Origin of the sequence: Bacillus sp. SJZ110 (genome assembly GCF_006715455.1) — a bacterium.
GTDB lineage: Bacteria > Bacillota > Bacilli > Bacillales > Bacillaceae > Bacillus > Bacillus subtilis.
Window position 1 is genome coordinate 434822 of sequence record NZ_VFNF01000001.1, and the last position, 23400, is coordinate 458221.

Here is a 23400-nt window from a genome sequence, read left to right on the forward strand (position 1 = left end):
CCAACCCTTTTTAAGGATTGGAGACATGGCGAAAATCAAACTGGTCTGGTGCCGGACGATATGTTTCTTTTTTCGTCTTGAACTTCCAGATCGGTGATTTCGTTTTGCCGTTAAAACTGTCTTCCACTATAATGTACCAATAATAAACAGACTGCGGTTCAAGATGATCCCAGCGGAATTCAGCTGTATCCCCGCTCTTCACTTGCTCCCGTTTTCCAAGCTCTTCATTGGTATATACGTTACATTCAAAATAATCGGTTCCCACCTTTTTGATTCTTGGCTTCAAATCAAGCGAAAGGGAAAATTCATCCTTGTTGCCATAGGTATCCGTATCATAGTAATTCTTATCCTTTACATACGGAGAGTATGTCGATACGTGTACCATGTCATTGGCCTGGTCAAATTGAAGCAAACGCAAATATCCTTGCCCGCCTTCTGGCCCGCCCTGATAATCGGCCAGCATTTGATGCACAAGACGATCCGGTTTCCCATCACCATCATCATCCAGCTCATCTGTTTTTCTCATCGCACTATGATAATGCCCGCTCAACACCATGACGACATTCGGGTTCGGCTTTACGATTTCTTTGAATATTTTCTCTCCGATCGGGCTTCTGTTTCCGCTGACCAGCAAATACTCATGAAAAGCTAAAATTGCCATCCGGTCAGGGTGTTTCTTCAGCACCTGATTCATCCACGCGATGTCTTCATCCGTAATGCCCCATCCCATGTACAGCATGATATAATCATTGCCGTTGCTCGAAATCAGGTCATAATGTCCGCGGTTGTTTTTATAGGAACCGCCATAATGCAATTTTTTATTAAAACGAGCGCTGCCAAAATATTTGCCAAACACCCTGTAGGAGCCGTCCTTATGCCCGACATCGTGGTTGCCGGCCAGCACGCCGTAAGGAATTCCGCTCTTATCCAGAACGGACATTGACCGATCAGCGTTTTTCCACTGTCTGATATCGGCGGAATCATCTACAATATCACCCGTGTGGAACACATATTTGATATTGAGCTGCTTTTGATTATCTTTTATCCATTCGGTCTGTTTATCAAAAATATGCGGATAGCTTTCGGCGTAATACTGTGTATCAGACATCCAGACAAATGTGTACATATCCTTCGCAGGGGGAATTTCATCCTGTACAATCACATTCATTTCCGACTCCCGTACAAAATCGGCGGCAATCACAGACGCTTTCAGCGTAAACGGTTTGTCATCCTTCGCGACGAAGCTGTCAACAGGCTGCCATTCGTTTGTCCGATAATTCCAAGCATACATCGTCACCTTTCTCCCCGGCAAAGAACTGCCCTTCCAGACCGCTTCTGCCAGATCATTCTCATCAATTGATGGATCAACCGTCACTTCAAAGCGATGATAAGGGAAAAGCTCTTTGTTTTCTGTCGATACTGTTTTTCCATCAGCAGCTGATACCCGCTCCAATTCTTGATTCGTAAATGGGGTCTCCCTTTCCGGCACAAAGCTTTTCGGCGGTTCAGTCAGTGACGCGTGCTTAAATATTTTCACATGATTGCGCGCTGTATATTGAAATCCCCTATAAAAACCAACATCCATGGCATCATTCGTCGGATCTTTCACCCGTACAGAAAGCTTGGCCTTATGCGTGTCGGCTTCGCTGTCTATAACCTCCGGCTGGTCCGGATGCTCTCGTTCGGTTTTAAATATCCTCTCAATCACTGTTTTATTGCCCGCGAGATCCGTTGCTGTCACTTTTAGAGAATGTTTTCCCGGCAAAAGGTCAGAAGATGACGTATGATATGGGAGTGTAATGCTTTCTCCATCTAACGACGCCTCCGCTTCCTCAATTTTGCTCCATTTATCATACATATCCGCCTGCAGGATAAGGTTTCCTTTATACGTTTGCCCCTCGGTGATATTCGGCTCAATGTGAGGTCCTGAATTATCTACCCGTACAACCAGGCTGACATTTTCCTTCCCGTCGCTTGCTTGAATATGGTGAGCGCCTTCAGAAAGCTTTGATGTATCCCACTCCAGCAGCTGTGATGTAAATAGTCCGTCAGGCAGATTGAACTGAAATTGCCAGCTTTTATTTGAGCGCTGATTATCGCCAATAAAGAGTTCCTTCTCAGGGGACACCCTCTGATCCCTGATCACCGTTCCATCTGATAACACCAATCGGGCGTTTTTGACTAAGAAGTCATCACGGTTTTCAGCCGTATCAAACGGAGACACCTTCGAACCCGATCGTATTGTAATACGCTGCAGCTGCTTCCCTTTCCGAAGCAGTGTCTCTGGCAATGGAACAGAATAGGTGCGGTATTTATTTGTTGTATCATCGAACACCTTCAGCACTTTGCCTTCCATCGTTACCGCGTTTTTAAAATAAAGGTTCGTTTTCCTCGTATCGAACGCAAAATATACTTCTTTTTCCATCGCGGGCTCTGTCACTTGTTTTTTCCCGTCAATCCATAGCTTAATGCGGTCAGCTCGCCCTTCTGTCGTGGCTTTGAGAAATTGAGTTCCCGACAGCGTGTCTCTGTTTTCAATATTCATCCGCAGACCGTGCGACTTGCTTGTTTGTTTAATATCAATCATTTTGACCGGCGTTCTCGCTTCATTGATCCCGTCCCCGGCCGCCACATAATACTCTAGCTGATCCTTCCCGATCAATTCAGGCGAATACACAATATAATGGTAGAGATTATCGTTGCGGTCTTTTTCAGCAAGAATTCGCTTAAACGGTTTGTTCTCATCCGTCCGGTAGTAAAAGGCCGCTGTTTTCACTAGACTTCGGTCCCGTATGTCAGCCCGCAGCTCAATGCTTTCAGCAGGGCGGACAGGCTTGCGGTCAGTCAAATCCTCAATGACCGGCTTTTCTTTATCGAGCTTGATTTTCCGTTTCTGCTCGGGCACCTGTGCCTGTAATACGGTTCCGGGAGACGGATTCTTTTCCCCGATTGAAATGTTCAGAAGTTCTGCGGTTCCGTTCAACGGATACTTATAAAGCACTGATGACAGCCGGCGCAGCGCATGTTTCCGATAATGCGCAACCGAAATGTCCTTTCCTGTATTCGTTGATATCACAACGGCCCGCGGCCTCGTATTGGCCATACCCTCTGTCTCGTCTATCACCGCGAGATTTTTTCCTTCTTTAAGTTGTGTCTGATAATAACGATTGAAATCCTCTGACGTCAATTCTGGATGCCCGGCAGGCTTCAGCCAGACGACAAACGTTTCGCCGGATGGTATCAAGATCCTTTCATCAGGTCTCCAAATCAGATCGGAGTCAGGCCCTTCTTTTGGGTAGCGGTAACGGATATGGTAGTCTTTAAAATCAATCGTTCTGTCAGTCGTATTAAAAATCTCAATAAATTCATAACCGTCTGCACGTCCTATATTCTTCGTATCAACCGCCAGCTCTGTGATCAGAAGCTCCGGAATATGGGCAAGGTCAGCCTGGTATCCTTCAAGCTTCAGTTTCTTCGTCTCCGACTCCACCCGCTGCTTCCCATTCGACATCACAATGTAATACTCAAGCTCGCTGTTCCAAATCAAACGTTTCGGAATTTGTGCCAAAAACTTGCGGACCGCTCCGGGGGTCGGGTCCATCGGCACCATTTTGTAGCCCAGCTCATTACTTTGTTTATAAAAAAGAAAGGCGGAAAATGCTTGATACGAATTATCGCGAACTTGAGCCTCAATCATTAGATTGTTTCTCATTTCAGCTTTCACATCAATTTGAGGAGGATTTTCAAGCAAGGGTATGTAATGAGGCGTTTGAAATAGTTCCTGCTGTACAACAGGAAAAGCTTTCGATTCATGATGGCCGCCAGACAAAACGGAAAGAAAAGACAGTAATATAGAAGCAATAACCGTGTATTTCCTCATCAAAGCACCTCCCTTTTCATGTATTTTGCGTCTGAACAGGGAAGCTTATGAGTTCATTTTTAAACAAGATCCAATCTGACAAAGCAGGTATACGACATATACGCGGGACTGCTGAACAAAAAGCGAACACTTCACTTCACAATTTTTCAAGGAGGCTGCAGAACATGTAAAAAAGCTGCCTTTGCGGGCAGCTTTTTTTATTTTTTTCTAAGCGGCTCTAAAATGCCTTTTTGAATCAGCAAATGGAAGACCGACAGGATAACGGATGCCCATATCGCTGTGCCGAAGCCGTCGATTTGAAAGCTGTCACCCATTATGGACGCGGTCATCATAAGCGTGATGGCGTTAATCACAAACAAGAAGAGTCCAAGCGTCACCATGGTGACCGGCAGTGTAAAGATAATTAAAAGCGGTTTAATCAGCACGTTTAAGATCGATAAAATGAGGCTGGCGATAATCGCTGCCCCAATGCTGCTGATATGGATGGAGTCAATATATCCATCAATGACGATTAATAACAATGCATTGACTAAAATGCTGACTGCCCATTTTACCATGTCATTTCATATCCCTTTCTGACGGGACGATAAAAATCCAAATGATATAAATGAGCAAAACCGGCAAGACACTTGTCATAATGGCTAAGATGACAGTTATGACTCTGAGGAGTGATGCGTCCCAATTGAAATATTCCGCGAGACCTCCGATAACACCGGCGATTTTCTTATTTTTTTCTGAGCGATAAAGCTTATTCATTCGATCACCTCTGTGAGTACTTAAGTTTGATGGCGCCTGTTAGTGATTCTGAGAAGACGGTGATGTTTTGATCATGTGCTTGATTTGAAGTGAACATCATTTCTTTTTGAATGGTATCATTTTTTTCCTTCAGCATCTCAACATCCATTAATTCATGGGACAGCGAACCAAGATTGCTTTTCAGCTCTGCCTTCACTGCGAGATCGTCCGGAATCGCAAGCTCCACACTTCCAGTCGTTGTTTTTGCATAAATGGAGCGGCAGTCTGATTCTGTTACGTTAATCGCAATATTTCCGTTAAAGCTTTGAACGTCAATGGATTCGCTTTTCCCTCTGAGATCGATCAATCCGTTAATGGTTTCCGCTTCTATCGTTCCGCAGCTGTGGCTGGCGAGCTTAATTTGCCCGTTGGCCGTTTCAGCTATGGCTTTTTCGGCTGTTAAGTGCGAGAACGACAGCACGCCGTTTGTCGTTTTCGCTGAGAACTCTTTTACATGTAAATGTTCCCCTCTGACCGGACCGTTAAACAGCTTCACTCGAATCTTATCATACTCCTTCTGAGGAATATACAAAGTGACATTCGTTTTCATCGTCTTTTTCTCAGTACGGATAAAAAACTTATTTCCTTTGATTTCACATTCAATATGCTGAAGAAATGCGTGTCTCGCCGCATCCTGGCTATCAGCGCGATATACCTTCGCCTGGCATTCCGCTCTGATATCGTCATCTTCCCAAGGGACGATATTCACGCTGCCATTGGCAATTTGCAGCTCAACACTGGAAAAGTCAGTATCTTTAAATTGAAAAATGTGCTGAACATCATACGCATGGCCAAAGTTTAAATCAAGGTCAACTTCCTTGACCTTTTTCACAGCAGAATCAATCCAGTCAAACAGCTTGGCTCCTAAAGACGGCTTGCCGCTTTCTTTTTTTGCCGTTGTAAATGGCTCTTCCTCGTCATGAACGTGAACTGAGAGCGCTGTGATTTTCTCTTCTTTTTCCTTGTAGTCGCTGTCAAGCTTTTCAATCAGTGTCAAAGCTTCTTGTGCTGTAAGCTTCCCTTCCTCAACAAGCTTAAGGATTCGTTCCTTTTCTTGCTTCATTACGATCTCCTCCCCATTGTCTACTTATGCTGCACGCAGGACCTTAATGCCCTGAATCACATTCCAAATAATAATGCCAATGACAACTAAGAAATAAATAACCGCTCCCCCGATGATTACAAATACAGGAAGCAAGCTGTCTCCATCAATCGCAACGGCTCCGCCAAGTAAAGCAATAAAAAGGAACAGCCAGCCGACAAACGGAACTATGTGAGAAATAAGAGAGCGTATCGCATGGCGTTTTGTTTCTTTCTCATTTACAACAAAATATGCGACAATCGGCACAATGATTGGCGCAATGAACACACTGAAATAACAAAGTGATGCAATAATAGCTTGATTACGGTTCAATTCATTCCACACTCCTATTGTGAATTGTCCATGACAAAAGATCAGGGACGTTTTACTTATTTATACGTTTAAAATCTCTTCAGGTTTCAAATTCATTCTTTAGACATGCTCCGATTTACGGAAATTGGATTTTAAAAAGTTTTAGAAGTAGAATCTTCCGGCTATACCGATTACAATATGTAAAAAGCTTACGGCAACCAAGGAGGCTGGACAAGCAATGGAGAAAGATCCCAGTGACTATACAGTAACACAAGAATCAGTGTTAAAGCTGATTCATGAACAAAAAAGAATGAATCGTGAAATGATCGCCGAGCTTGAGCAGATTCACGGACCCTTCCCGATCTCTCACGATATCCAATATATAAAAGTGCTGCTCGACAGCAGCAACACGCATATTGTTCAAGATTTAATGAGTGTAAGTAAGCAGCTGTATAAGAAGACTTTGTAATTGCGGAAAACATATCATTCATTATAACTGAAACAAAGCTAAAGGTTAGATGACAATATCTTGCCTTTTTTGTTTTGAAAAAACAAGTGATTCCCTGGCTGTCACAAAATGATTGTAACAAAAAAAGCCTGCCGGCACATCCAGTTAATGGACTCTGTCGGCAAGCTGTAACTATCAGAAAGAGATAGCCGTTCAAAATTAACGTAACAATTGAAGCACGTTTTGCGGCTGTTGGTTTGCTTGAGCAAGCATCGCTTGAGAAGCTTGAGAAAGAATGTTGTTCTTTGTGAATCGCTCATTTCTTTCGCCATGTCAACGTCACGGATGCGAGACTCAGCAGCTGTTAAGTTTTCAGAAGAAGCACCAAGGTTGTTGATTGTGTGCTCTAGACGGTTTTGTACCGCACCAAGTTTAGCACGTTGGTTTGAGACATTGTTGATTGCAGTATCAATACTTTCAAGTTGAGTATCAAAAGGAGTATTAGCAAAATCTGTTACATTAAGTGCGTTTACTCCTAAAGCAGTTGATGACATGCTGTCAATGTTAACTGTAAGCTGCTGGCCAGCATTTGCTCCAATTTGGAAAGTGAAACCATCAGTTTCAGTACCATCTAATAACTTTTTGCCGTTGAATTCAGTACGATTTGAAATGCCATCAACTTCCTCAATAAGCGCATCCATTTCATCTTTAATTGCACCAAGATCTTCTGCTTGTTGTGTACCTGTGTTTCCTGCTTGAACAGTAAGTTCACTTCTAAACCTATTATGCCGTAAAGAAAAAGCTTGCCTGCTAAGCCCAAGGATGGACTTGCTGACAAGCTGTTCTCTCGTAATAAAGTTTTTAAGATGTAGCTGTTTCTTTCGCTTTCAAGAGCGATTTCATGCGTGTTTTGTCACGTTCGATAACAGGCTGCAAATAACGGCCTGTATACGATTCTTCCACTTCAGTGATTTCCTCAGGCGTTCCTGACGCGACAATGGTTCCGCCTCCGGCTCCGCCTTCCGGGCCCAAATCCACAATGTAATCGGCCGTCTTAATGATATCAAGGTTGTGCTCAATAACCAGTACAGTGTCTCCGTTGTCTACCAACCGTTGCAGCACGACAAGAAGCCTGGCGATATCGTCGACATGCAAACCTGTCGTCGGCTCATCTAAAATGTAGAGCGTGCGTCCGGTCGAGCGTTTGTGCAGCTCAGATGCGAGCTTCACGCGCTGCGCTTCTCCGCCTGACAAGGTCGTCGCCGGCTGGCCAAGCGTAATATAACCTAAACCAACATCATAAAGGGTTTGGAGCTTGCGTTTGATTTTCGGGATATTTTCAAAGAAAGAAAGAGCATCTTCAACTGTCATATCAAGCACATCAGAGATGCTTTTTCCTTTGTACGTCACTTCAAGCGTTTCACGGTTATAGCGTTTGCCGTGACACACCTCGCATGGAACGTATACGTCAGGAAGGAAGTGCATTTCAATTTTAATAATCCCGTCTCCGCGGCAGGCTTCACATCGTCCGCCCTTCACGTTGAAGCTGAAACGGCCTTTTTTATAGCCGCGGACCTTCGCTTCATTTGTCTGCGCGAATACATCACGAATGTCATCAAATACACCGGTGTATGTCGCAGGGTTGGACCTCGGCGTTCTTCCGATTGGCGCCTGGTCAATGTCAATGACTTTGTCTAAATGATCCAAACCTTTAATCTCTTTATGGCTGCCGGGCTTCGCTTTCGCTTTATGAAGCTTTTGCGCCAGCGCCTTATGCAAAATTTCATTAATGAGTGTACTCTTTCCTGAACCGGAAACACCTGTAACTGCTGTAAACGTCCCAAGCGGGAACTTGGCATTCACTTTTTTCAGGTTGTTTTCTGAAGCACCTTTAATTTCAATGTAACGTCCGTCCGGCTTTCTTCTTTCAGGAGGCAATGGGATAAACTTTTTCCCTGATAAATAGCTGCCCGTTAATGAGTTTGGATCTTCCATCACTTCTTCCGGCGTACCCGCAGATATCACCTGTCCGCCGTGAATGCCGGCTCCCGGTCCAATGTCTATTAAATAATCTGCTGCCATCATCGTGTCCTCATCATGTTCGACAACAATCAGCGTGTTCCCGAGGTCTCTCATATTTTTCAGTGCGCTGATCAAGCGGTCGTTATCACGCTGATGCAGACCGATAGACGGCTCATCTAAAATATAAAGCACACCGGATAAACGCGAGCCAATTTGAGTCGCCAGCCTGATGCGCTGCGCCTCTCCTCCGGACAATGTACCCGCTGCCCTGCTCAATGTCAGGTAATCGAGACCGACTTTGTCCAGAAAGCTTAAGCGCTCCACAATTTCGCGCAAAATCAAATTGGCGATCTGCATATCCTTCTCAGAAAGGGTAAGGTCTTTAAAGAAGGCAAGTGCGTCGGCGACAGACAGCTCGGTAATTTTTCCAATGTGGCGGCCGTCAATCAGTACGGCAAGCGCCTCTTTCTTTAACCGATAGCCTTTGCACGTCGGACAAGACTTCTGAGACATATACTGCTCCATTTGCTCACGTATGAAATCGGAGCCTGTCTCCTTATAGCGTCTTTCAATGTTGCGCAATACGCCTTCAAATTGAATTTCACCTTCGCGGATTTGTCCAAAATCATTTTCATATCGGAAATAAATCAGGTCATCTCCGCTGCCGTACAGCACTTTATCCAGTTGATGCTTCGGCAAATCTTTGACCGGCACATCCATATCAATCCCGTAGTGGGTGCAGACTGCCTCAAGCAGCTGAGGATAATATTGTGAGCTGATCGGTGTCCAAGGGGCGACCGCATTCTCCTTCAATGACAAATCTTGATTGGGGATGACAAGATCGGCATCCACTTCAAGCTTCATTCCGAGACCGTCACACGTCGGACACGCCCCGAACGGACTGTTAAACGAAAACAGACGCGGCTCAAGCTCACCAATTGAAAATCCGCAGTGCGGACAGGCATGATGCTCGCTGAACATCAGCTCTTCCTCACCGATGACATCGATCATAACCCGTCCTTCACCTAAACGGAGCGCCGTTTCCAATGAATCAGACAGCCGGGCTGCCACGCCTTCTTTCACGACAATCCGGTCAATGACAACCTCAATGGAATGCTTCTTGTTCTTTTCTAATTCGATATCGTCGGAAAGCTCAGCCATCTCGCCGTCAATTCTGACTCTGACATAGCCTTGTTTTCTAATCTGTTCAAGCACTTTGACATGAGCGCCTTTTCGGCCCGAGACAATCGGCGCCAGCACCTGAAGCTTCGTCCGTTCCGGGTATTCCAGAATTCTGTCCACCATTTGCTCGATGGTCTGGGATGTAATCTCAATTCCGTGCTCCGGACAATGAGGCTTCCCTACTCTCGCATATAAAAGACGCAGATAATCATAAATCTCAGTTACCGTACCGACAGTAGACCTCGGATTACGGCTTGTTGTTTTCTGATCAATGCTGATGGCGGGAGAGAGCCCCTCAATTGCATCCACATCAGGCTTATCCATTTGCCCTAAAAACTGGCGGGCATAAGCAGACAGCGACTCGACATACCGTCTCTGTCCTTCAGCATATATCGTGTCAAAGGCAAGGGAGGATTTACCTGATCCGGACAAACCCGTGACAACGACAAGCTGATCTCTCGGAATCGTTACATCTATATTTTTCAGGTTATGCGCCCTGGCTCCCTTCACCTCTATCCGATCCATAGCCATTTGTTCATCATCCTTCCGCTTTTAGCTCTAAAAGTAAATCGCGAAGCTCCGCGGCTCTCTCAAAGTCAAGCGCCTTGGCGGCTTCCTTCATTTCATGCTCCATCTGTTCAACGACTTTCTGGCGTTCTTTCTTCGTCATTTTCGACAGCTTCGGCGCAGCTTTTGTTTTGTATTCCGCTTTATCCTCAGCTGCTACTGTGGCACGAATGACATCGCGAATTTCTTTATTTATCGTTTTCGGCGTAATGCCGTGCTCTTCATTAAACCGCTCCTGCTGCTCGCGTCGGCGTTTTGTTTCATTAATCGCAATTTCCATAGACTTCGTTATTTTATCGGCGTACATAATGACGCGGCCTTCCGCATTTCTCGCTGCCCGTCCGATGGTCTGGATCAGCGACCGCTCCGAACGAAGGAAACCTTCCTTATCCGCATCCAAAATCGCAACAAGGGATACTTCGGGAATGTCCAAACCTTCCCTCAGCAGGTTGATGCCGACAAGCACATCGTACTTGCCAAGGCGCAGGTCGCGGATAATTTCAATCCGTTCAAGCGTCTTGATTTCAGAATGCAGATAGTTTACTTTAATGCCGATTTCCTTTAAATAATCGGTCAGATCCTCTGACATCTTCTTCGTCAAAGTTGTCACAAGCACCCGTTCATTCCGCTCTATTCTAGCTTGAATTTCGCCGATCAAGTCGTCAATCTGACCTTCGATTGGACGGACGTCAATAAGCGGGTCAAGAAGCCCCGTCGGACGAATGATCTGTTCGACCATTTCATCTGTATGTTCAATCTCGTACGGCCCTGGTGTTGCGGATACATACACGATATTGTGCATATGCTTTTCAAATTCCTCAAAACGAAGCGGACGGTTATCAAGCGCTGATGGAAGCCGGAAGCCGTGATCCACGAGCACCTGTTTCCGCGCCTGGTCTCCGTTAAACATGCCGCGCACCTGGGGAATTGTCACATGCGACTCATCCACCACGATCATAAAATCGTCTGGGAAATAATCAAGAAGCGTATACGGCGTTGAACCTGGAGGCCGCAGAGTCAAATGTCTTGAATAGTTCTCGATGCCGGAGCAGAAACCCATTTCACGCATCATTTCAAGATCATATCTTGTCCGCTGCTCTAAACGCTGCGCTTCAAGGAGCTTTCCGTTTTCGTGCATGACCTTCAGCTGCTCCTCAAGCTCCTTCTCGATATTTTGAATCGCCTTCTCCATTTTCTCGGCCCGCGTTACGAAGTGGGATGCCGGGAAAATCGCAACATGATCTCGGTCGCCGAGAATTTCTCCTGTCAGCGCATCCACTTCCCGAATCCGTTCGATTTCGTCACCGAAAAATTCAACTCTGATACAATGCTCATCACGGGATGCCGGAAAGATTTCCACTACATCCCCGCGCACACGAAATGTACCGCGCTGAAAGTCGATATCGTTGCGGGCATATTGGATGTCTACAAGTTTTCTGAGCAGCTCATTGCGCTCAATTTCCATTTCAGTCCGCAGTGACACGACCATTTCCCGGTATTCCTCAGGCGAACCGAGGCCGTATATACAAGACACACTCGCAATAATAATGACATCTCTGCGCTCAAACAAAGCTGATGTGGCGGAGTGTCTCAGTTTATCAATTTCATCATTAATACTAGCGTCTTTCTCTATAAATGTATCCGTTTGAGGCACATACGCCTCCGGCTGATAATAATCATAGTAGCTGACAAAATACTCGACAGCATTGTTCGGAAAAAATTCCTTGAACTCACTGTAAAGCTGTCCAGCAAGGGTTTTGTTATGGGCAATCACGAGAGTCGGCTTATTGACTTCTTTAATCAAATTAGACACCGTAAATGTTTTCCCAGTTCCTGTCGCACCCAGCAGAGTCTGATGCTTCTTGCCCTCCTGAATTCCTTTCACAAGCTTTTCAATGGCTTTCGGCTGATCTCCCTGGGGCTGATATTTCGAGACTAACTCAAAGCGATCTTTCACAAAAATAAGCCTCCGTTTCTTTAACGAAATCTTCCTATAGATATAGTAACACAATGGAAAGCAAAATCACTAAAAATACGAACTAAAGTTCGGTGGTTTTTTATTTCCAGCTGTTTTTGTGTATAAAAAACCTGCTTTTAAATCGTAAAAGCAGGTATTCAGTCTTTATATTCATTATGTCCGATTTATTCTTCTTTTTTCTCTGCAGCTTTTTTGGCCATGTACAGTCCGCCAGCCACAAGAGACACAACATCCAATCCTACAATAAAATACGTTTCTGTATAGCCTTTTAAATAAGAGGCAAACAGCAATGCAGCTGTTAAAGCGATCGCCACATAATGATTAAAGGTGACTCTAGTAAATAGAACAACAAGCATAAAAGGGAAAAACAATGCAAAAACGGCTTTTGTAATCAACAAAAACCCTCCTCAGGGATTCTTCATCTGATCTGATTATAGTAAAAAATGAAGAATCGGACAATCGTGCATTCGCTCCCTCTCCTACACCATACCCCTTTTCAGCCAAAATCAATCACCATATTTGCATTTTGGTGCCGGTCAAAACTTATTCCATGGTGCCGCTGTTCTAATCAGCGGCACTTTTTTTATTACATCATCAAGTCCGCCGCCAGATTCCGAGAATAAAAGAAAATAGGCATACAGTACCAGTACGGCCGCATTTTCCAGGATAATATAACCAACTTAACTATTCATTTTATTTAGGACTTTCTGCGTTTGACAGCATTTTCCTGAAAACCTACAATTGAATGATAGTGTTTACTATCATTTTTTAAACACAGGCTCCGCAATAAAAAGACTAGAGAGAAAAACAAAATGAATGAAGAAAAGAGGGGTTTCAAATATGTATTCTGTTTTATTTCGCCAGGCAGAAGAGTCCAGCCAGCTGGCTGGAGCAAAAGGAATGAATTTGATTAAATTGACCAAACACGGTCTTCCTGTTCCGGACGGGTTTATTATTCAAACGAATGCGCTCGCACGTTTTATGGAGGACAACCAGCTTCAAGAGACTAGTGAAAACGTCGAAAGCGGGATCATTTCTGGAACATTTTCGGATGAGCTGAAAGATGAGCTGACTAGTTCCTTTTATAAGCTTAGAGAATCATATCGATCCGTAGCCGTGCGTTCTTCGTCTGCTTCGGAAGATTTAGAAGGCGCCTCATTCGCGGGTCAATATGAAACCTACTTAAATATCAAAACAGAGGAAGAGTTTCTGGCTAAAGTGAAAGAATGCTGGGCCTCATTTTTTTCTGGGCGGGTCAGCAGCTATAAGAAAAAAATGAACAATCAAATCGCAGAGCCGTTAATGGGAATAGTCGTTCAGGGGCTGATCGATTCAGAAATGTCAGGTGTTATCTTCAGCCGCAACCCTGTTACCCATGATGATAGAGAGCTTTTAATCAGCGCCAGCTACGGGTTGGGTGAAGCTGTTGTTTCAGGAAGTGTTACCCCAGACACGTTCATTGTTAATAAATCTTCGTTTGAGATTCAGAAAGAAATAGGTGCAAAGGAAATCTACATGGAGTCTGCGGCAGAAGGAATTGCTGAAAAAGAAACGAGTGAAGACATGCGCAGCCGTTTTTGCCTTACAGATGAACAAGTGATTGAATTGGCTGAAATCACAAAAAAAACCGAAGACCTGTACGGATATCCTGTCGATATAGAATTTGGAATTGCTGATCATCAAATATACCTTCTGCAAGCTCGCCCGATTACAACCATTGATCAGGACAAAAAGGCGGCAGAAGAAAAACGCAGCTTCATGATTACCGACACTGATATGAATGATTTCTGGCTTAACATGGAGTCTAATATTGAAGGTCCGGTGAGTCCGTTATTTTCATCCTTCATCGTGCCGGCATTGGAATATGGCTTGAAGAAGAGCATGCAAAAGTTTCCGATTGGTGTAGTTGTTGATGAAGTAAAACTTTATCGCGGACATATTTATTCCAAAAACCAAGGTGGACAGCAGCCTCCTTCTGAAGACTGCGGCAAAGAGCTTTTCCCGATTTTATCGGAGCATATGTATGACATCATCAATCACACATACCTCCCTTTTTACCGGACACTGGACCAGCTCGCACAAACTGAGCATACCGCAGAAAGCGCACTGGATGCTTTTCAAAAACTAAAGGCCTTTTATCTCACGGCTTATGAAGAGCACTTCAATATCGTTTTCCCGCAAATCCTTTTAACAAACAAACTGCAAGCGATGTATCAGGACATTCAAGGAGAGTCCGAAAACGCTCATTTTTATGAGATGCTGACAGGAAAAATGAACAAATCACTGGAAACGGACCGTTGCTTATGGCTATTTTCTATGGAAGTTCAGGAGAACCCGAACCTTCTGACCATTTTTGAAAACAACAAGCCTGAACAGCTCCAGGAGAAATTAGAACAAACAGATGAGGGGAGACACTTCCTGAAGAACGTCCATGAATTCTTGCAAGAATACGGATGGAGATCTGTTAAAAGTCATGATCTGATTGAACAAATCTGGGTGGAAAATCCGTATTTCGCTCTGGCTAATATTCAAAATTATGTCCGTAATGGCTATCATTTTGACAATGAATTTCAGAAAACGAAAGAAAAACGAGAGAAATTATACAATGAATTCTTGGAAAACATAGAAGATCCCGGTTTGCGCACCGAATTTGACCGCTATTATCAATGGACACTGAACTCTGCAAATATAAAAGATGATCACCACTTTTATATTGACGCCATGCTGGATGCCAAGGCGAGAATCTTTCTGCTGAAGATAGGTGAATTGCTGGCGGAAAACGGTGTCATTCAAGATCGTGAGGACCTTTGGTTTTTATATGACGACGAAGTGGAACAAGCGCTTCTTCACCCTGTATCCCTGCAAGAAAAGGCTGAAAAACGCAGACAGATTTTTCATGAGTATGAGCTGGCCCAAGCCCCTGCCTACCTCGGCACCCCGACAAAAGAACAGCTCAAAGCAGCTGAAGAAATTGTCGGCGCTGTGATAGAGGATGAAAAAAACACAGAGAATCATATTTTTGGCATAGCGGCATCAAGCGGCATTGCGACAGGTCCGGTGAAAATCATTCGGGACGCCAATGAATTTTCTCAATTCGCGCCTGGGGACGTACTCGTTTGCAAGATGACCACACCGCTATGGACCAGCCTGTTTCAAGACGCCAAAGCGATTATTACAGACACAGGCGGCATTTTGTCTCACGCTGCGATTATTGCCCGTGAATACGGCATTCCAGCCGTTCTCGGCACACGCACGGCAACCGAAAGACTGCGAGACGGTGACATCATCACTGTTGACGGAAGCAGCGGCAAAATCACAGTTGTCAGCCGGTCCTGATGCGTCCCCCTCTTTCTTATACAAGCGGGGCGGGTGTATACTTGTCCTGCCAGTATACTCGTGAGGTGAAACGTATTGAGACCGACAAACAAGAGAATCCTTGACGCTGCCATGCAGCTGCTCGTCAAAAAAGGATATCGCGCAACAACTACAAAAGAAATTGCAGAAAAAGCAAATGTAAGTGAAGCGACGATTTTCAGGAACTTTAAAAACAAACAAGGACTAGTTGAGGCTTTGCTTTCTCAGCATTCTTCAAACAGAGGCAGCATTTTGGAACAAACAGAAGGGGATTTGTACAAAGACCTGCTTCATATCGGAACCTGTCTCTTGGAGGAGCTCGAACATAGAAAAGATATCATTAAAATCAGCTTTCGTGAACCGGCCATGTTTCAGGATGTCATTAACCACGTCACTGAATATCCCCAATCTATGAAACAGCTATTGGTTGATTATCTCAAAACAATGGGTGAGAAAGGGGTTATTCAGACAGGAAATGAAGCGGAGCATGCCGACGTGTTCATGTCGATTATCTTCGGTTATTTCATTCACCGTCTCCACTTAGGAGACCGGGTCATATCAATGCCCCAGGAAAAAATGCTGGAGCACAGCACAGCTCTATTTGTCAAAGGAATTTCTGCTGATTAACTCCTTGGCATAATAAAAAGGAGGATCCCAATGAGCTCAAGAAAAGAATGGGCGCTGATCGTCTCGCTATTATTGGGGGCCATTCTGGCTCCCATTAATTCAACGATGATCGCGGTCGCGCTCTCATCTATTTCCCATACGTATAACGAGTCCATCGCAAGCATCACTTGGGTGGTTACCGTTTATTTAATCGTGATGGCAGTCACACAGCCGATTGCAGGAAAGCTCGGTGACATGTACGGCAATAAAACAATGTACTTATGGGGAGTCGGCCTTTTTCTAATCGCATCTCTAGGCTGCGCCCTTTCACCGAGTCTGCTCCTGTTAATTGTTTTTCGGGCATTGCAGGCTGTCGGCGGGGCATTGCTTACGCCAAACAGCATTGCCATTATCCGGCATGTTGTTTCTGAAAAACGCCTACCGAAAGTGTTTGGATTTTTCGGACTGGGCGCGGGACTTGGTGCAGCACTCGGGCCTTTTATCGGCTCTATACTGATTGACAGCTTCAGCTGGCATTCGATTTTTTGGGTCAACATCCCGTTCCTCGCTATTGCTTTATTTACGGCATTAACGATGTTTCCTCAATATAAAGAAAATAAATCTGACGCGCCGCTGGATATCATCGGCTCTCTCTTGCTTGCAGGCAGCATCGTTTCAATTATCCTGCTGACGAAAAATGAGGCTCCATGGGGATATGCGGTATACAGTGTATTGATACTTCTTTTTGTTCCGCTTTTTTTCAGAAGAGAAAAACGTACCAAGCACCCTATCATTGACTTTGCACTGTTTAAAAGCTCAACCTTTACAAATGCGAATCTATCAGTCTTGTTAAGCAATTTGATGATGTATGCCGTCTTATTGATTATGCCGTTATTTATGACGAACCAATTTGGGCTTAATACGTCTAACAGCGGGATGGCGCTTTCTGTATTTTCGATCTTCATGTCAGCCAGCAACTGGGTGGGCGCGCAGCTCCATCACAAATGGGGAGCAAAAAAAATCATTTTGCTTTCATTTGCCATGATGGCTGGTGCGAATCTATTATTTCTGCTGTTAAGCAGCTCGCATTCTGTCTTGTTCCTTATGCTCTCTCTTATCCTTGGCGGGCTCGCTTCCGGAGTCGGTCTGACCAGCATGCAGGTTTCATCCCTTGCCACAGTAGACCCCGGTATGTCAGGAGTGGCATCCGGGATTTTCTCGACCTTCCGTTATTTCGGAAGCATCATTTCATCAGCCTTAATTGGCCTGATTTCGGGATATCACACCCTATTTATGATTCTCTTTGCTGTAGCCATCATCGGCGTTTTTGTTTCATTGGGCATCAAATCTGATGAAACGGCACGGATAGAAAAAAACTCAGCGTAACACAAAACAGCCCGGCATCGCATCTTCCTGCGGTGCCGGGCTGCCTTTTATGATCCAGAAGCGGCTGCTTCGTCTTCACGGTCATCCTTTACGAAGAGGATGCCCAATTCATGATGTTCTCCTTCATAAGAAGCTCGCTGGTCAAAACGAATTTCTCCATTCAAACCGATAATTTCAAGCTTTACATATGCACGGTTATGCTGAAGCGCTTCATAGAAATCAGAAACGTTCTTAACCGGTATGCCATTGACTTTCGTTATGATTTCCCCGATTTTCAATTCCAGATCCTCAGCCGGCGTATTGGGGATAATCCCAAGCACCATTAAGCCCTGATCCCTTTTCGAGAAATAAAACGGAGCCGCGTTATCATTCACTCTTTGCTTTATGGACAGAAAAATGCGCCCTAACAAAGCAGTACAGACCGCTGCACCCGCAAGCGGCGTCCACAGTAAGCTCGCTGCACCGAGAACTGCGACGGCAAGACCGAGAATACAAACGCGTTTCGCTGTGATCCTTATACTCGTTTCAGGCAGCGATCCCTGTACCCTTTGTCCAAATCCGACAAAGTAAGGAATCCATAGAAAATGGAATGAGCCGCCGGGAACAGTAAACACGGGCCACCAGCTAAGGTGCGATTCTAAACCATTACCGGGCACGAGAAGGAACAGCGGCAAAAGCCAAACCCGGTTTGCCAGCTGCTGTCCGATCGGCAAACCGCGGCTGCTTACGACAAGTGCCGGTGATGTTCTCACATGCGCAGAACGATAAGCAACCGCTCCTTCAGTGATAATCAGCAAACCTAGAAACACAGCTACAGCCGGCCAAACAACTGCAAATCCTTGCGGAAATCTCTCCAGAAAGGGCTCCGCCTGATATATTTGCAGTCCAAAACCTATCAGCATACTCACACTGACGATATATGCAGCAGACATCCAGTTTGCGCGAAGAGTGAACGCTGCCGCTGCAGTGATAACGGCAATAATCGCAAGTAAACCGAGAGGAATCGATATTCCGAGTCCACCTAAAATAACTGACAAAAGAAGACCTGGAATCAGTCCCTTTGTATATGTAAATTTCAGATCATCATAAATATCTGCTATTCTTGTATGAAAGGTTTTTCGTTCCCGTTTGATTCTTACATAGCCGAAAGCCAGGGTTATGATGATAAAAAACCAGAAAAGCGGGTGTAAGAAGAACAGGCCCGCGCTTTTTAACAGTTCAATTCCCCATTGAACAGACACTATCTCTCACCGCCTCAAGCCAAACATGTTACTTATATTCTATCAAATATTAAATGGCTTGGATATCCTCAGGAGAGTTTATCTCTCTTGCGTCATCCACAGCGTGACATTCGATAGTGAAAAATCCTTTAAATAGTGGTTTACATCCACATCCAATAACCCGCTGATTAGATGCATCGACCTTTTTATATCTGTCAGATTAATTCCTAATCGCTTATGATTTTTCATTAAGTAGTTAAAATAATGTTTGGCGCATTCCTCATTAATGTCATTTACTGATTCGACATTGGTGTAATTGACCAAATATCTGCTGAACAGCATAAGAAGACTTAGTGCTTTTGTAGCTGAAAATGTTACGTCTTGTGTTCTGTCTTTTAATTGTTCCACTAATTCATAATATTTTTTTTCACGCACAATACTTGCCCTCTTCAATTGTGAACCCCCATTTTCTTTATACAGATAAGCACGGGCCAGTATAAGCAGCAGTACTGGAGTGCTAACAAGCATTCTCGCTAACGTTACTCTTTAAATACCTGTCGTTCAGCTGCCATTAACCTGATTACTGTTCTTTTTAGAACCTTCTTATATTGTATGAAGTAAACAAAGACTAGGCAACTTGCAAAAGTTTCATTTTAAATGCATATTAACTCGTTAGAAAGTCTCTCTCATATATTGATATCGGGTAATAACAGTCCTTTATAAATGTTTATTTGTGAAAATTTTTTTAATTTCTTGTCAAAAACTCATTTTTTATGTGACTTATGATCCATAATCTCTTTAAGCACAAAGAAACAGGAGATGGAATACCATCTCCTTTAATTGACAAATAATGATTTCAATGCTGTTTGAAGCTGCAAATCATTTTTTTCATCTGATTTTTTCTTTTCTATCTGCCGGTTTAATGTCTCTGCAGTGCGAGTGTCGATCACACCGGTTTTATTCAGCTTGTTTTGATCCTGAAAAGCCATAACCGCTTTTTTCATGTCTTTGCTGAAATAGCCATCCTCACGTCCCGGATCAAAGCTGAGACCTTTTAACAATACCTGCGCATGCTTGACGTCTTCATTGTTCATGTCCACTTTAAGCGGCTCTTTCAGCTGTAAAGGCCCGGCGGAAAAATAATCGGGCTGCTTAATCGCAATGGTCGGTTCAATTCCTTTCTTATGAATCCAGTTTCCATTTGGCGTCAGCCACTTGTAAAGCGTTAATTTGATGTTGCTGCCGTCCCCCATTGGCACAGCCTGTTGAACCGTTCCCTTTCCAAAAGACGTATCGCCTACAACATCATAATGGCCAGCTTCCTTTAATGCACCGGCAAGAATTTCTGATGCAGAGGCACTTCCTTTATCCGTAATCACATTGACAGGGTACGCTTTTTTATGGGTCAATGTTGAAAAATAACGTTTTTTATCCCCATTGCGTTCAGCAATCTGAATATACGGCTGATCCTTTGTAACGAAATGCTTAAGAATTTCTTCCACACTTTGAAGATACCCGCCCGGGTTGCCGCGTACATCAATGACAAGTCCTTCTATTTCTTTTTTCTCAAGCTCCCTCAGCGCTTTTGCAAAATCCTCTGCGGTGTGCTCAGAAAAAGTAGAGATGGCAATATATCCGACAGAATGCCCCTGTACTTTTTTCTCTGATGCAAAAACCGTTTCGAGCGGAATCTCAGCTCTCTTGATCCGGAATGACAGCTGCTTCTTCGTTCCAGGCCGCTGAATCTTCATTGAAACGCTGGACCCTTTTTTTCCTCTTATTTTTAACACAGCGTGGTTTAAATCCTTGCCGGCCATCGATTCTCCATTGATGCTGATAATTTCATCATTAGGCTTCAACCCGGCTTTTTCCGCTGGCGATTTCTTGAATGGGGAAACAATAATAATTTTGCCGTCTTCCATGCCAACCTCAGCCCCGATGCCTTCAAATGAGGAATCAAGAGAATCAGAAAATTGCTTAGCTGTCTGCTTATCCATGTAAACAGAATAAGGATCATTTAGCGTAGACAGCATTCCCTGGATGGCTCCCTCGAGCAGCTTTTCTCTATCTACTTTTTCTACGTACTCATTCGAAATTAACTCATACGCTTTTTCGATTTTGTCCATAGCTTTATCCCGTTCAGAGTCAGCTTGTGCCGTCGCGGGAACTGCTGCAGTCTGGGGCTTATCCATCTCAAGCAGGTTGATTCCCGCATATACACCGGCGCCTCCGAACAGCATGCTCCCTGCTGCTATCACAGCCATTATTTTTTGATTCATCCTTTACTCCTCCTGTATGCCAGACTGTCTTTACCAAAACCTAGAGATAGTATATGTAAAGGATGGAGATTTCATGTAATCATAGAAGAAAAAGAAGGCAAATGAAAAGCCGTCCCGAAAGCGGAACGGCTTTTTCACTTTATACTCGCAAAAACTTGCGGATGGAAGTCAGACTTCCCCATACTCCAATTACTGCGCCGATTGCAATCAGCACTAGCGAAACTTGGAATACAAATGGATTATAAGGAAGAAGAGAGACAAATGATCCTTGAACCTTTGGAACGACCCATCCGATGACGTATTGGTAAGTGCTCAGCACCAGTGCAATCGGAATCACAGAACCGAATACGCCTAGCAGCAATCCTTCAAGGAAAAACGGCCAGCGGATAAACCAGTTTGTCGCGCCGACAAGCTTCATGATTTCAATTTCTTTTCTTCTTGCGAAAATTGTAATTTTAATGGTGTTGGAAATTAAGAACATCGCCGTAAATACCAGGCCGATAATTAACGCGATTCCAATGTTGCGGGAAACGCCGACCACTTTAAACAAACGGCTGACCTCTTCTTTTCCATAAGTGACTTTATAAACATGATCCATTTTTTCGATCTTTTTCGCCACGTTCGGCGTATCATGCGGATCTGTCGTTTTGACGACAAACGCATCATTAAGCGGGTTTTCCTGATCCTTCATTGTCAGGGATTTTCCGCTGTCACCAAAACTGTCAACCAGCTGGTCAAGCTCTTTTTCTTTAGATGAAAAAGTAACACTCTGAATGCCCTTCAGTTCCTTAATATCGTTCTGAAGCTTGTCCTGTGCCTTCTGATCTGCAGTCAGATCAATCAGCACTTTGATTTCAACTTGTTTTTCAGCATTCGTGGCCATGTTATTCAAATTCAGCATAATCACTAAAAACACGCCGACTAAAATCAGCGTAACGGTTACAGCACTAATGGATGCAAATGTCATCCATGTGTTTCTCCCGAGAGATTTAAAACTCTCACGCAAGTGGCGCCCGAGAATTTTAATCATATGAACCATACTCCCCTCTTGACTCATCACGCACAATGATACCATCTTCGATTGCAATGACACGTTTCTTCATGGTGTTTACGATTTCTTTATTATGTGTCGCCATCACGACTGTTGTCCCGCGGTTGTTAATTTCCTCCAGCGTCTTCATGACTTCCCAAGACGTATCCGGATCAAGGTTTCCTGTCGGTTCATCAGCAATGACAACATCAGGGTTATTCACAATTGATCTTGCAATAGATACACGCTGCTGCTCCCCGCCTGAAAGCTGGTCAGGAAATTGTCGCGCTTTATGCTTCAGCTGCACGAGATCAAGCACTTCAAGCACTCGTTTCTTAATGACAGACGGCTGTTCTCCAATCACTTCAAGGGCAAATGCCACATTTTCAAAAACAGTAAGTTTCGGAAGAAGCTTGAAATCCTGAAAGACAACGCCTATTTTGCGGCGCACGAAAGGAATCTCTTTTTCTTTAATTGTCGCGAGATCTTTATGATTGATTAAAATTTGTCCTTTTGTCGGTTTTTCTTCTCTGTAAATCATTTTAATAAAAGTAGATTTACCTGCTCCGCTCGGACCAACAACATACACAAACTCGCCGGGATGAATGGTAACAGAAATCCCATTGAGCGCTTTTACGCCGTTCGGATAGGCTTTATATACTTCCTTCATCTCTATCATGAAATCACCTAATCTTTTATATCATTTTATCTATCACACGGTCATACTCTTCGAATGCATTCGACAATTTATGACCCATTCATTTGTAAAAAGATGAAAAATCTGAAAGTTCCCTTTTTCAATACACTTCATTATACGTCAAATTTAGACATAATACTATTACAGTTTCTTTTCATTCATATTGTCAAGGCATAAAAACATCCTTGCCGGCACTCGGCAAGGATGTTTTTATCTTACTTTTTTTCTGACAGCCATTTGGCAATAACAGCGGCTTCGTTATCCTCTACAAGCCCCTTTGGCATATTGCCGCGGCCGTTTTTAATAATGCTTTCAATTTTGTGTTCATCGTATTTGCCTCCGACCTCTTGGAGATTAGGCCCTGACACACCTTCTAAATCCTTGCCGTGGCAGCCTACGCAGCTTTGCTGATATAACTCTTCCCCTTCAGATGCAGTGGCTTCCGTCTTGCTGCCGGTGTCTGCCTTCTCTTCTTTTGCATCGTTTGATCCGCAGGCAGCCAACAGAACAGAAAGCGCAAATCCAATCATTAGTATCGATAACTTTGATTTCATGTTGAGAAG

At 44.1% G+C, this 23400-nt stretch carries 18 protein-coding genes and 1 pseudogene; 4 read left to right on the forward strand and 15 right to left on the reverse strand.

The window, feature by feature from the left end:
- Positions 1-10 precede the first annotated feature (10 nt).
- The 5 genes from FB592_RS02205 to yvlA all read right to left on the reverse strand — a co-directional run bounded on the left by FB592_RS02205 (position 11) and on the right by yvlA (position 6089).
- Positions 11-3880, reverse strand: a complete 3870-nt coding sequence (locus FB592_RS02205; RefSeq protein WP_141949230.1) for a lamin tail domain-containing metallophosphoesterase family protein — start codon at positions 3878-3880, stop codon at positions 11-13.
- A gap of 197 nt (positions 3881-4077) precedes the next feature.
- Complete coding sequence (locus FB592_RS02210; protein WP_003228066.1) at positions 4078-4437, reverse strand: phage holin family protein; 360 nt, start codon at positions 4435-4437, stop codon at positions 4078-4080.
- Position 4438: 1 nt separating this feature from the next.
- Entirely contained in the window at positions 4439-4636 is a 198-nt protein-coding gene (locus tag FB592_RS02215; RefSeq protein WP_003228065.1) for a PspC domain-containing protein, read from the reverse strand.
- A gap of 4 nt (positions 4637-4640) precedes the next feature.
- The gene (locus tag FB592_RS02220; RefSeq protein ID WP_014478112.1) at positions 4641-5738 is read right to left on the reverse strand and encodes a DUF4097 family beta strand repeat-containing protein; all 1098 of its coding nucleotides are present in this window, start codon (positions 5736-5738) and stop codon (positions 4641-4643) included.
- A gap of 24 nt (positions 5739-5762) precedes the next feature.
- Positions 5763-6089, reverse strand: a complete 327-nt coding sequence (yvlA, locus tag FB592_RS02225) for a protein YvlA (RefSeq protein WP_003244375.1) — start codon at positions 6087-6089, stop codon at positions 5763-5765.
- 217 nt (positions 6090-6306) lie between these two features.
- Between yvlA and FB592_RS02230 the strand changes: the two genes are divergently transcribed.
- Positions 6307-6537 (forward strand): hypothetical protein, encoded by a 231-nt coding sequence (locus FB592_RS02230; protein WP_003235419.1) that lies wholly within the window; start codon positions 6307-6309, stop codon positions 6535-6537.
- Positions 6538-6735: 198 nt separating this feature from the next.
- Here FB592_RS02230 and FB592_RS02235 read toward each other — a convergent pair.
- The 4 genes and pseudogenes from FB592_RS02235 to FB592_RS02250 form a co-directional block, all read right to left on the reverse strand.
- Positions 6736-7286: pseudogene (locus tag FB592_RS02235) on the reverse strand (flagellin); the annotation flags it as partial.
- A 91-nt stretch (positions 7287-7377) separates the two neighbouring features.
- Positions 7378-10251 carry an excinuclease ABC subunit UvrA gene (uvrA, locus tag FB592_RS02240; RefSeq protein WP_141949231.1) on the reverse strand — a complete coding sequence of 958 codons (2874 nt, stop codon included), beginning with the start codon at positions 10249-10251 and terminating at the stop codon, positions 7378-7380.
- Between the two features lie 7 nt (positions 10252-10258).
- Entirely contained in the window at positions 10259-12244 is a 1986-nt protein-coding gene (uvrB, locus tag FB592_RS02245) for an excinuclease ABC subunit UvrB (RefSeq protein ID WP_003228054.1), read from the reverse strand.
- A gap of 185 nt (positions 12245-12429) precedes the next feature.
- Positions 12430-12660: a CsbA family protein gene (locus FB592_RS02250; protein WP_003228053.1), complete on the reverse strand. Its 231-nt coding sequence runs from the start codon at positions 12658-12660 to the stop codon at positions 12430-12432.
- 445 nt (positions 12661-13105) lie between these two features.
- On the opposite strand from FB592_RS02250, the gene FB592_RS02255 reads away from it, so the two are divergent.
- The 3 genes from FB592_RS02255 to FB592_RS02265 all read left to right on the forward strand — a co-directional run bounded on the left by FB592_RS02255 (position 13106) and on the right by FB592_RS02265 (position 17611).
- Positions 13106-15601, forward strand: a complete 2496-nt coding sequence (locus FB592_RS02255) for a PEP/pyruvate-binding domain-containing protein (RefSeq protein WP_014481032.1) — start codon at positions 13106-13108, stop codon at positions 15599-15601.
- Positions 15602-15676: 75 nt separating this feature from the next.
- Complete coding sequence (locus FB592_RS02260; protein ID WP_003244088.1) at positions 15677-16246, forward strand: TetR/AcrR family transcriptional regulator; 570 nt, start codon at positions 15677-15679, stop codon at positions 16244-16246.
- Between the two features lie 30 nt (positions 16247-16276).
- A complete protein-coding gene (locus tag FB592_RS02265) occupies positions 16277-17611 on the forward strand; it encodes an MFS transporter (RefSeq protein WP_141949232.1) in 1335 nt (444 codons plus the stop codon).
- Between the two features lie 47 nt (positions 17612-17658).
- On the opposite strand, the gene minJ is transcribed toward FB592_RS02265, so the two are convergent.
- The 6 genes from minJ to cccB all read right to left on the reverse strand — a co-directional run bounded on the left by minJ (position 17659) and on the right by cccB (position 23391).
- Positions 17659-18852: a cell division topological determinant MinJ gene (gene minJ / locus FB592_RS02270; protein ID WP_003228042.1), complete on the reverse strand. Its 1194-nt coding sequence runs from the start codon at positions 18850-18852 to the stop codon at positions 17659-17661.
- 78 nt (positions 18853-18930) lie between these two features.
- Complete coding sequence (swrA, locus tag FB592_RS02275; RefSeq protein WP_015251121.1) at positions 18931-19284, reverse strand: swarming motility protein SwrAA; 354 nt, start codon at positions 19282-19284, stop codon at positions 18931-18933.
- A 383-nt stretch (positions 19285-19667) separates the two neighbouring features.
- Positions 19668-21110: a carboxy-terminal processing protease CtpB gene (gene ctpB / locus FB592_RS02280; RefSeq protein WP_014481034.1), complete on the reverse strand. Its 1443-nt coding sequence runs from the start codon at positions 21108-21110 to the stop codon at positions 19668-19670.
- A 139-nt stretch (positions 21111-21249) separates the two neighbouring features.
- A complete protein-coding gene (ftsX, locus tag FB592_RS02285) occupies positions 21250-22140 on the reverse strand; it encodes a permease-like cell division protein FtsX (RefSeq protein ID WP_009968247.1) in 891 nt (296 codons plus the stop codon).
- Positions 22133-22819 (reverse strand): cell division ATP-binding protein FtsE, encoded by a 687-nt coding sequence (gene ftsE / locus FB592_RS02290; protein ID WP_003228039.1) that lies wholly within the window; start codon positions 22817-22819, stop codon positions 22133-22135. Before ftsE ends, ftsX begins: the two co-directional genes overlap by 8 nt.
- Positions 22820-23052: 233 nt before the next feature.
- Positions 23053-23391 carry a cytochrome c551 gene (cccB, locus tag FB592_RS02295; protein ID WP_021480707.1) on the reverse strand — a complete coding sequence of 113 codons (339 nt, stop codon included), beginning with the start codon at positions 23389-23391 and terminating at the stop codon, positions 23053-23055.
- Positions 23392-23400: the final 9 nt, after the last annotated feature.